This window comes from Protofrankia sp. Cj5 (assembly GCF_917627405.1).
In the GTDB taxonomy this organism is placed as follows: domain Bacteria; phylum Actinomycetota; class Actinomycetes; order Frankiales; family Frankiaceae; genus Protofrankia.
This window is the reverse complement of the sequence record NZ_CAKJTO010000142.1, coordinates 1-10,327: the sequence shown is the minus strand read 5'-3', so window position 1 is coordinate 10,327 and position 10,327 is coordinate 1. Positions and strand designations below refer to the sequence as shown.

Below are 10,327 nucleotides of genomic sequence, written 5' to 3'. Positions count from 1 at the left end.
GGGCGAGCCGGGCGAGCCGGGCGGGCGGCGGCTCAGCCGTCGGCCGCGGCGCCGGCTGAGGGCACGGACGCCGAAGCGACCCGGCGGTGAGCGGTCACCGCCCCCAGCCGGGCGTTCCCGAGCGGGCCGCCGGCGAATCCGTGCGGGTTGTCGAGCTTGACATCGGGCCTGTCGCGCATGGCGGGATGTGCGTGGCCCGCCACCAGGGCCGGGTTGTCTTCGTCCGGCACGCGCTGCCGGGTGAACGGGTCCGGGCCTGCCTGACCGACACCTCGCACGACCGGTACTGGCGGGCTGACGCCGTCGAGGTCCTGCGGCCGTCGGCGGACAGGGTGGCCGCGCCGTGCCCGCATGCCGGGCCCGGCCGTTGCGGCGGATGCGACTGGCAGCACACCTCCGTTGCCGCGCAGCGTCGCTTCAAAGCCGGGGTGGTCCGTGAGCAGCTGCGCCGACTGGCCGGGCTCGACTGGCCGGTGGAGGTCGAGGCGCTGGATCCGCCGCCCGGCGCGCTGCCCGACGGCCTGGGGTGGCGCACCCGGATGCGTTACACGCTGACGGAGCAGGGCGAGGTCGCCTTGCGCGGGCACCGCTCGCACGAGATTGTCGCGGCGGCGGACTGCCGGATAGCGCACCCGCTCGTGCGCGCCGCCGTCGCCGGTCGGACCTTCCCGGCGGCCGGCGCGGGCACTGCCGATGGCGCTGCCGGGCCTGAGATCGACGTGGCCGCGAGCGTGTCGAGCGGCAGCACGATTATCACATCGGAAGCCCGTGCTGCCGGTTTTTCTGCCGGCGATGCCGACACCGAGATCGTCGAGGTGGTACGCGGGCGCCGGTTCATCCTGGCTCCCGGGGTGTTCTGGCAGGTCCACCCGGGTGCGCCCGAGGCGCTGGTGGACGCGGTCCTGACCGGCCTGGCGCCGCGCGCCGGGGAACGGGCGCTCGACCTGTACGCGGGCGCGGGCCTGTTCACCGCCGCGCTTGCCGAAGCCGTCGGTCCCGGCGGTCTCGTGGTGGCGATGGAGTCCGACCCGCGCGCGGTGGCCTCCGCCGCGCGCAGCCTCGCCGACCTCCCGCAGGTGTCGTTACGGGGCGTCCGGGTTTCGCCCGGCTCCCTGCGCGGGCTGGCCGGTACCGGCGCTGACATCGTCGTCCTCGATCCGCCCCGAGCGGGCGCGGGCACCGCTGTGATGCGCGAACTGCTTGCGTTGGGCCCCCGGGCGGTCGTGTACGTGGCCTGTGATCCCGCCTCGCTGGGCCGGGATCTCGCGGTGGCCGTCGCGCAGGGCTACTCCCTGGCGGAGCTGCGGGCGTTCGATCTGTTCCCGATGACCGCCCATGTCGAATGCGTGGCGTTACTGCATGGGCCGGTCTGATGACACACGGTCTGATGACACAACGGGGGAGCCCGCGCCCAGCGAGGCCCGTGTCCGGACACGCCCGCGCACTCCCCAGCCCGGCTGGGCGCCACGTCCGAGGCCGATGTCACGTCCGATGTCATGTCCGATGTCACGGTGGCGGACACGCCCGGCGAGAGGAACACGCACGTGTCCCGGCGCCGCTGGGGGGCCGGATACTCATGGGCAAACCACGCATCGTAAGCGTCGACTGGCCTTCTTGCTACCTGTTTGGGACGTGTTCACATGTCCAATCCGCGACCGCGACTGATCCCCTGACCTGCGTAGACTGAGCGGCGTCCGGGGCCGATCCCCTCAAAAAGGGGGAGGAAGTGCACGGAGAGGAAGTGTCGGTGTCGCTTCTGTCGACCGTTCGCAATCCGCACGATCTGAAGAGACTGGCAGTCGACGATCTTCCCGCGCTGGCGGCGGAGATCCGCGACTTTCTTATTCACGCGGTGGCGCGCACAGGTGGTCATCTCGGGCCGAACCTCGGCGCCGTCGAGCTGACCATCGCGATCCACCGGGTGTTCGACTCGCCCCATGACCGGATCCTGTGGGACACCGGCCACCAGTCCTATGTTCACAAGATCCTGACCGGCCGCGCGGACGCGTTCGCGGACCTGCGGCAGCGGGGCGGCCTGTCCGGGTATCCCAGCCAGGCCGAGTCACCGCACGACATCATCGAGAACTCGCACGCCTCGACAGCCCTGTCCTACGCCGATGGGCTGGCCCGGGCGTACGCGCTGCGTGGTGAGTCCCGCGCGGTCGTCGCCGTTGTGGGCGACGGCGCGTTGACCGGCGGCATGTGCTGGGAAGCGTTGAACAACATCGCGGCTGCGGACCGCCCGGTGATCGTGGTCGTCAACGACAACGGGCGCTCCTACGCCCCGACCATCGGTGGGCTGGCCGATCATCTGGCTGCCCTGCGGCTCGCGCCCGAGTACGAGCAGGTCCTCGACGTCGTCAAGCAGGTACTCGGCCGTACCCCGCTGGTCGGTGCGCCGCTCTACGACGCCCTGCATGGGATCAAGAAGGGCATCAAGGACGTCGTCCAGCCCCAGGGCATGTTCGAGGACCTCGGCCTGAAGTACGTGGGGCCGGTGGACGGGCACGACGTCCACGCGGTCGAGTCGGCGCTGCGGCGGGCCCGTGACTTCGGTGGGCCGGTGATCGTCCACTGCGTGACCCGCAAGGGCTTCGGCTATCCAGCCGCCGAGCAGGATGACGCCGACTGTTTCCACGCGGTCGGGGTCATCGACCCGAGTACCGGCAAGCCGGCCACGGCCGGCAGCGGCGGCGGCACCAGCTGGACGGGCGTCTTCTCCGATGAGATCGTCCAGATCGGCCATGAGCGTCCGGACGTCGTCACCCTCACCGCGGCCATGCTGCAGCCGGTCGGTCTGCAGAAGTTCGCCACGGCCTTTCCCGACCGGGTGTTCGACGTCGGTATCGCCGAGCAGCATGCGGTCACCTCCGCCGCGGGCCTGGCCATGGGCGGCCTCAAGCCGGTGGTGTGCGTCTACGCGACATTCCTCAACCGCGCCTTCGACCAGGTGCTGATGGACGTCGCCATGCACCGGCTGCCGGTCACCTTTGTCCTGGACCGGGCCGGTGTCACCGGTGAGGACGGGCCATCCCACAACGGCATGTGGGACATGTCCTTTCTGCAGCTCGTACCCGGGCTGGCACTGGCCGCGCCGCGGGACGAGCCCACGCTGCGGGCCGAGCTCCGCGAGGCGCTGGCGATCTCCGACGGGCCGTCGGTGGTGCGCTTCGCCAAGGGCAAGATCAACCCGGACATCCCCGCGATCGAGCGGGTTGGGTCGGTCGACATCCTCTACCGCTCGCCCGAGGCGACACCGTCGCGGGAGGTTCTCCTGGTAGCGGTGGGTGCGATGGCGAGTACCTGCCTGCAGGTCGCCGAGCGGGTCGCGAGCCACGGTATCGGGATCACGGTTGTCGACCCGCGGTGGGTCAAGCCACTGGATCCGGTGCTCGTGGACCTCGCCCGGATGCATTCGCTCGTGGTCACGGTCGAGGACAACGGCCGGGTCGGCGGGGTCGGGTCGACGTTCGCGCAGATGCTGCGGGATGCCGACGTCGACGTGCCGCTGCGCGACTTCGGCATCCCGCAGGCCTTCCTCGACCAGGGCAAGCGTCCGGAGGTCATGGCCGACATCGGCCTGTCCGCCCAGGAGCTCGCCCGCAAGGTCGTCGAGATGGTTGCGGGGCGCGCGTCCGTCCTCGACGAAGATGCCGAGGAGTCCGAGGAGGAAAGCGCGGCCGGTCAGCTCTGAGCTCCACACCACCCCTCGGGGTCGGTAAGGCCAAGAGAGTACGGGTGCCCGTACTCTCTTGGCCGGGCAGAAACCCCGTTGCCGGCAGCAACCCGATACGCGCCCTAGAGCGCCCGAGAAGAGGACTGTCCGGCTCCCGCATCCCGCCCCGCCGCGTTGTCGTCAGTCGGCGCCCAACACCAGGGCCCTTCCTCCGCTGCCTTGCCGGATCGGGCGCGGATGAGCCGCTCACTGATCGAACGCCCTATCCTCGGGCGCTCTTAGTGGATCAATCCATCGGACGCCTGGAAAGCGGGCGAAGTCGGCGTCGCTGGAGCATAGCTCGGCGCTGTGCTCGACGGCGAGAGCGGCGAGATGTGCGTCGGACGTGAGGTTCCCAGCCGTTCCCAGCGGTGCCAGCAACTGGCGTAGAACCGCAGCGTGACGTTCGGTGGGATGGACGATCACGACACAGGGTCTGGCAAGCCATCCATCAACGATGTCGAGAATTTCGTCCGGACGGAACGGGTTCCGAAAGATCGTGGCGTGTGTCGTCAGGCGGATAACCGCAAGCAGCACCGGCCACGCGAACGCAACGGTCTCGGCGCCCGACAGCGTGCGTTCGAGCCAGGCTCTCGATGATTGATGTCGTGGTGAGGTGTCGTCGAGTGCGTAGATGAGCAGGTTGACGTCTGGCAGCTTCATGTACGGAGCTCAAGCCTGTTGATGATCTCCGCGTCCTCGAATTCGGTACTTAGCCGCAGTGCCTTGTCGAGGTCGACATCCGGTCGTAGCCCGAGCGACCGAGTGGGTAGCCGATAGGCCGGAACGTCCTGGCGTCTACTCGCCAGGCCGGCGCGGACGAGTGCGTTCAGGGCTTCCTTGAAGGAAATGCCCCGTTCGCGAACCACTTCCCGGAGAGCCATCGCGACATCTGGGTCGAGAGTCACTGTCGTACGCATCCTGGCATCATAGCATCAGGTTGTTTGCTGTCATGATGGCGTGATGATGTGATGCTGTTGTCGGAGTTGACCGGATCAACGCTACGCTGAGCGGATGTGGCATGTACGTTCTGTTGGCAGAAGGGTTGGTCGACCGGCCGGGCGCTGTCACCCAGAACCGAGCCGACAAGAACTGGGCCGACCAGGACCGGGCCAGTTAGAACCCAGGCGTCGAGGGCCGCGGTGGTGGTTGGCGCGGGCGGCGTTGCTGCTGGCGGTCGGGTTGCTCGGCCTTGCGCTGGTCGGTCAGTGGAACGCGGTCCGGGCGTCGTTCGACGAGCTGACCGTGGTGAGCGTCGCCGCGGCCGGGGGCGTCACCGTGCTGGCGGTCGGGACGAGCGTGTTGTCCTGGCGGGCACTGCTGGTGGGGCTCGGCACGGCGCTGCCGTTACAGGCGGCCGTGCGGGTGTTCTTCGTCGGGCAGATCGGCAAGTACGTCCCGGGCAGCGTGTGGCCGGTGCTGGCGCAGATGGAGCTGTCGAGGGCCTACGGCGTGTCCCGGGTGAAGGCCGCGTCGGCGAGCCTGATCGTGCTGGCGCTGGCGGTCCCGTGCGGCGGGCTGGCCGCGGCCGTGACCCTGCCGTTCGTGTCGGCGACCGCGTTAGGTCACTACGGGTGGGCGCTGCTGGCGGTACCAGGGCTTGCGGTGGTGCTGTATCCACCGGTGCTGTCCAGGTTGCTGGCGCTCGCGTTCGGCCTGCTGCGCCGGCCACCGCTGGAGCGTCCGCTTGCCGTCCGCCCGGTGCTGGCCGGTGCCGGCTGGCTGCTGACGGGCTTTGTCCTCTACGGCGTGGCGACCTGGCTGCTGATGCGTGATCTTGCTCCGTCCGTGCACGGGCCCCGCCTGCTGCTGCTCGCGGTTGGCGGGTACGCGCTCGCGTGGACGGCTGGGTTCCTCGTCCCGCTGGTCCCGGCTGGTGCGGGCGTGCGCGAGGCCGTACTGATCCTGGCGTTGGCGCCGGTGCTCGCGCACGGCCCGGCGACGTTGCTCGCCCTGGTCAGCCGGCTGCTCGCGACCGTGGCCGACCTGCTGTGGGCGGTATGCGGCGCGGCCGTGCGTACCGGCGGACGAGAGCTACGTGCGGGTGGTTCGCCTGGGCTGCTCCCCCTCGCGCCAGAAGTCGATGGTGAGCTCCTCACCGGCGACCCCGATCATGCTTAGGCCGGTGACGTCGATCCTGAACAGGGTGAACGGCTCGGGTACCGGCGTGGCGGTGGCTGCGGCCCACGCGGCCTGGTAGGCGTCCAGGCTTTCGGTGCCGGTCACGACGGCCGCCCTGCCGTTGATCTTTGCGTCGCCTTCGGTGACGTTCTTGTCGGTGGTTGCGCTGTGCAGGGCGCATCGTGGGTCCCCGCACAGATCGGCTCCCTTCCGGGAGCCGGGCATCATGCCGAGCCACAGCTCGCCGAGTGCGAACAACGGCTCGACCCCGCTCACCCGAGGAGATCCGTCACGCCGGATGGTCGCGAGGATCGCGAGCCCGTGCGCCTCGAAGCGCCCCCGGACCGCAGCCGCCAGCTCGGGCGCGGCTCGTTCAGCCTCACTCCAGTTCGCCATACCGCCCATGCTGCCGCACCGGCCGGTTCCCGGCCGGCTCCTGGATGCTTCCTGGACGCTTCCGGGGGAGAGAGCAACTGATTTACCGTGCGGTCTCCCGCTGGACGTTGGATCGGTGTGTGCATGTGACGTGCTGGTCGTTGCTTCCGGGAATCACGCGTCGTTAAGGTCCAAGCTGCCGGCTGGGAGATCGACGTACGGAGCGCCATGAGCATCGGCGGCCCGCTGCCGGCGTCGCCGTCTCGACAGGGCGTCGTCGTTCCACCCAGCTGCCCGATGCGCCCGGCTGCCCGACGCGCCGGCCGGCGTCAACCGACCGACGAGGGGATCCATGGCCCGCCGACCGATCATGAGCGCTGGGCCGCACCGCCGGGATCTGCTCCGGATGGCGGCTGCCGCCGGTTCGGTCGCGGCCCTTGAGCTGACCGTCACATCGTCAGCCAGCGCGGTCGCACCGATAACGGCGGATCTGTGCGTGTATGGCGCGACCATGGCCGGCGTCGCCGCCGCCGTGCAGATGCGTCGCATGGGCGGCTCGGTTGTGATCATCGAACCGACCGCCCACATCGGCGGTATGACAACGGGCGGGCTCAGCCAGACCGACATCGGTACGGGCGGCGCCGTCGGTGGGTTCGCGCGCGAGTTCTACCGCAGAGTGTATGTCGCCTACAACGGCGGCCCGCTCGGAGCCGCGACGCCGATGCAGACCACCTTTGAGCCTCGGGTGGCCGCGGCTGTCATGACCGACCTGCTCACCGGTGCGCAGGTGCCGGTCTACACCCGGCGGACGCTGGCCTCCGTCGGCCGCAGCGGCTCCCGGCTCACCTCGGTGGTGGCCGGTGACGGCACCGTGGTACGGGCCCAGATGTTCATCGATGCCTCCTACGAGGGGGACCTGCTGGCACTCGCCGGGGTGCGCTATGTGATCGGCCGTGAGTCGAACGCGGTGTACGGCGAGTCCAACAACGGGGTGCAGCTGCTTGCCAAGAACCAGTTCACCGCCGCGGTCGACCCGTACCGGCGTGCGGGCGACCCGGCCAGCGGGCTGCTTCCCGAGATCTCCGCGGCCGCCCTCGCGGCCACCGGCAGCGGTGACGCTCATGTCCAGGCGTACTGTTACCGGCTCTGCCTGACCAAGGCGCCGAACCGGATCGCGTTCCCGCGGCCGGCCGGCTATGACCCGAGCCGCTACGCCCTCGTACCGCGCCTGATCGCGGCCGGGTACGCCGACCCGTTCACCGACAAGGCCGCGGCGTTCATGAACAACACGGTGTTGCGGAACGGCAAGTTCGACGCAAACAGCGCCGGGCCGTTCTCGTTCGACCATGTTGGCGCCGCCGACGGGTACCCGCGCGCGAGCTGGTCCCAGCGTGCGCAGATCGTGGCTGATCACACTTCCTACCAGCAGGGCCTGCTCTACTTCCTGGCGAACGACAGCGCGGTGCGCTCGGACGTCCGCTCCGCGGTCGCGGCCTTCGGGCTGGCACCCGACGAGTTCACCGCCACCGGCAACTGGCCGCCGCAACTCTATGTGCGCGAAGCTCGTCGGATGGTGAGCTCGCGCTACGTCCTCACCGAGGCGGACTGTCGCGGCCAGACCGCGGTCGCCGACGGCGTCGGGCTCGCGAGCTACTCGCGGGACTCCCACAACTGCCAGCGGCTCGTCGTCGGCGGGCAGGTGAAGAACGAGGGCGACATCCAGATCGCGTTACCCGCGCCGTTCCGGCTGCCGTACCGGGCGATGGTTCCCGACAGCGCGCAGTGCACGAACCTCATCGTCCCGGTCTGCCTGTCGGCGTCGCACGTCGCCTACAGCTCGCTGCGGATGGAACCGGTTTTCATGATTCTCGGGCAGGCGGCCGGCGCCGCGGCCAAGCTCGCGCTCGACAGCGGGGCCAACGCGCAGGGAGTCGATCCCGCGGCGCTTCGCGCGCGGCTGTTCGAGGACATGGCCGTGCTCGACTATCCCGACGTCGCTGTCGACGACACCGACCCGATGACGGCGGTCACCGGCTCCTGGCCGGCCAGCTCGGCGATCGCGGGCTACTACGGGACCGGCTATCTGCATGACAACAACGCCGGCAAGGGCGGCAAGAGCGTCCGTTTCGTCCCGTCCCTCCGGGCGGCCGGTACCTATCGGGTGTACCTGCGGTGGACGTCGACGGCCGCGCGAGCGTCGAACGTGCCGGTGACCGTTGCCTACCGGGGCGGTTCGGCAACGCTCACCGTGGATCAACGTGTCGGGGGCGGCCGGTGGGCGTTGCTCGGGGCGTGGCCGTTCGACGCGGGCACGGCAGGGAGCGTGACCATGGCGACCACCGGAACCGACAACTATGTGGTCGCCGACGCGGCTCGCTTCGTCCGCTCCGGTTGATCGCTTCGTCCGGACCGGACGGCCGCATCGACCGGGCCGGTCCCCGGCCGCGAGAATGAGCGGCCGTTCATTTCGTATACCCGGGGACCCGCCCACCGGCCAGCAGAATTCGGGGCCTGTTCACCTTCGGCTCGCCACCCGGGAGGCGACGTCTGTTTTTATGTCAAAGCAATGGAGCGGAACCGGCGTCGCCGACGCCGGTCAGGGGGTAACTCCACTGTGACGTACGGTGCGTATACATGATGACCGAAGAGCGTTCGACCATGAATTTTCTCGGCTGGCTGAAACTGCCCCGAGCCGCGGTTATGGGGGCCGGCTCTGGCGCGGCGGGCGCCGGCGCGGGCTCGGTCGCCCCGGCTGAGGCGCGGCGCGACACGAACCCGCGCCCCGGCCCGGCTGACCGGCTGTTTCACGGCGTCGGCCGGACGGCCGCCATAACCGTGATGACGACGATGGGCTTCATCGGTGTATTCCTGCTGTACAAGGCGCTGCCGGCGCTGCGGCGGGTCGGCTGGTCGTTTTTCACCGAAACCCAGTGGCTGCCGAGCTCGACCAGGTTCGGCGTCGGCGCCGTGCTGCCGGGGACGATCCTCATTGCCGGCGTCGCGTTGGTTGTCGCCGTTCCACTGTCGATCTGTACGGCTTTGTTCGTCGCCGAGTACGCGCCCCGGGCGCTGCGCCGCCCGATGGTTTCGCTGCTTGACCTCATGGCCGCTATTCCAAGCATCGTCTACGGGCTGTGGGGGTTTTTCTTTCTCCAGCCGCGAGCCATCACGGTGAGCCGCTGGCTGACCGACCACCTCGGTTGGCTGCCCTTCTTCCGGACCGACGGCGGAGTCAGCGGGCTCGGCCAGTACGCCTCGTCGACCTTCATCGCTGGGCTCGTCGTCGCGCTGATGGTCACGCCGATCATTACATCGATCATGCGCGAGGTCTTCTCGCAGGCTCCGGTGGGTGAGCGGGAGGGGGCGCTGGCGCTGGGCGGCACGCGCTGGGGCATGATCCGCGCTGTCGTCATCCCGTTCGGCCGAGGCGGCATGGTCGGCGCGGTCATGCTCGGCCTGGGCCGGGCGCTCGGCGAGACGATCGCCGTCTACTTGATCATCGCGCCGCTCTTCGCGTCACCCGGGCGGATGACTCACATTTTGCAGCAGGGCGGGATGTCGATTTCCTCGCTCATCGCGCTGCGTTACAACGAGTCCGGTTCGTTCGGTCTGGCCGCCCTCTTCGGCGCCGGGCTGGTGCTCTTCGCCCTGACGCTCGTGGTCAACGCCTTCGCCTCGACCATCATCAGCCGGTCGCGTTCCGGCGCGGCAACGGAGATCTGATGGCGCTCACCGCACCTGCACCGCGTGGGCGCACGGCGCCCGCCGCCGGGCCGGACCTCGCCGGACCCGACCAGCCAGTACTCCCGCCGGAGGTCCGGATCCGGCCGGCTCAGGTCACTGCCAGCGACGTGACCGCCATCGGCGGATCCGCGCTCTGCGCGCTGTGCCTCACCTGGATCCTGTTCGAGCGGATTCTGCCGCTGTCGGGGACTGTCGGTTTCTGGGTGTGCTGGTACGTCCTCTTCCTGGCCGTTTACTCGACCGTGCTGCTGACGGGGGACGGCCGTGGTGTCGCGCTCGTCGACCGCGTCATGTCGGTGATCTGCCATGCGGCCGGGATAATGGTCGTTGCTTTACTTTCTGTAATAATTGGTTATACGGCGTTTCGTGGTT

8 protein-coding genes and 1 pseudogene are annotated in these 10,327 nt (G+C 69.4%); 6 read left to right on the top strand and 3 right to left on the bottom strand.

Features of this window, described 5'->3' with window-relative positions; translation table 11 throughout:
• Window positions 1–86 precede the first annotated feature (86 nt).
• Complete coding sequence (locus MJ777_RS20700; protein ID WP_239310974.1) at window positions 87–1,373, top strand: class I SAM-dependent RNA methyltransferase; 1,287 nt, start codon at window positions 87–89, stop codon at window positions 1,371–1,373.
• Window positions 1,374–1,747: 374 nt separating this feature from the next.
• Window positions 1,748–3,694, top strand: a complete 1,947-nt coding sequence (gene dxs / locus MJ777_RS20695; protein WP_239310973.1) for a 1-deoxy-D-xylulose-5-phosphate synthase — start codon at window positions 1,748–1,750, stop codon at window positions 3,692–3,694.
• Window positions 3,695–3,922: 228 nt separating this feature from the next.
• On the opposite strand, the gene MJ777_RS20690 is transcribed toward dxs, so the two are convergent.
• Together MJ777_RS20690 and MJ777_RS20685 are read right to left on the bottom strand one after the other, a co-directional pair.
• Complete coding sequence (locus MJ777_RS20690) at window positions 3,923–4,378, bottom strand: type II toxin-antitoxin system VapC family toxin (protein ID WP_239310972.1); 456 nt, start codon at window positions 4,376–4,378, stop codon at window positions 3,923–3,925.
• Entirely contained in the window at window positions 4,375–4,635 is a 261-nt protein-coding gene (locus MJ777_RS20685; protein ID WP_239310971.1) for a hypothetical protein, read from the bottom strand. Before MJ777_RS20685 ends, MJ777_RS20690 begins: the two co-directional genes overlap by 4 nt.
• Before the next feature lie 94 nt (window positions 4,636–4,729).
• Here MJ777_RS20685 and MJ777_RS20680 point away from each other — a divergent pair, with 94 nt between their 5' ends.
• Entirely contained in the window at window positions 4,730–5,836 is a 1,107-nt protein-coding gene (locus tag MJ777_RS20680) for a lysylphosphatidylglycerol synthase transmembrane domain-containing protein (RefSeq protein WP_370652796.1), read from the top strand.
• On the opposite strand, the gene MJ777_RS20675 is transcribed toward MJ777_RS20680, so the two are convergent.
• On the bottom strand, window positions 5,750–6,232 hold the full coding sequence (locus tag MJ777_RS20675) for a pyridoxamine 5'-phosphate oxidase family protein (RefSeq protein WP_239310970.1): 483 nt from the start codon (window positions 6,230–6,232) through the stop codon (window positions 5,750–5,752). The genes MJ777_RS20680 and MJ777_RS20675 overlap by 87 nt on opposite strands.
• A gap of 331 nt (window positions 6,233–6,563) precedes the next feature.
• Here MJ777_RS20675 and MJ777_RS20670 point away from each other — a divergent pair, with 331 nt between their 5' ends.
• From MJ777_RS20670 to MJ777_RS20660, 3 genes and pseudogenes are all read left to right on the top strand, one after another.
• Window positions 6,564–8,606: an FAD-dependent oxidoreductase gene (locus MJ777_RS20670; protein WP_239310969.1), complete on the top strand. Its 2,043-nt coding sequence runs from the start codon at window positions 6,564–6,566 to the stop codon at window positions 8,604–8,606.
• Between the two features lie 239 nt (window positions 8,607–8,845).
• Complete coding sequence (gene pstC / locus MJ777_RS20665; RefSeq protein WP_239310968.1) at window positions 8,846–9,934, top strand: phosphate ABC transporter permease subunit PstC; 1,089 nt, start codon at window positions 8,846–8,848, stop codon at window positions 9,932–9,934.
• Window positions 9,934–10,327, top strand: a pseudogene (locus tag MJ777_RS20660) (phosphate ABC transporter, permease protein PstA); the annotation flags it as partial. The gene pstC and the pseudogene MJ777_RS20660, both read left to right, overlap by 1 nt.

Coding starts and splice junctions, on each gene's coding strand:
- MJ777_RS20675 (WP_239310970.1), bottom strand. CDS start 6,232: ATGGCGAACTGGAGTGAGGCTGAACGAGCCGCGCCCGAGCTGGCGGCT.
- pstC (WP_239310968.1), top strand. CDS start 8,846: ATGATGACCGAAGAGCGTTCGACCATGAATTTTCTCGGCTGGCTGAAA.
- MJ777_RS20680 (WP_370652796.1), top strand. CDS start 4,730: ATGTGGCATGTACGTTCTGTTGGCAGAAGGGTTGGTCGACCGGCCGGG.
- MJ777_RS20685 (WP_239310971.1), bottom strand. CDS start 4,635: ATGCGTACGACAGTGACTCTCGACCCAGATGTCGCGATGGCTCTCCGG.
- MJ777_RS20690 (WP_239310972.1), bottom strand. CDS start 4,378: ATGAAGCTGCCAGACGTCAACCTGCTCATCTACGCACTCGACGACACC.
- MJ777_RS20670 (WP_239310969.1), top strand. CDS start 6,564: ATGGCCCGCCGACCGATCATGAGCGCTGGGCCGCACCGCCGGGATCTG.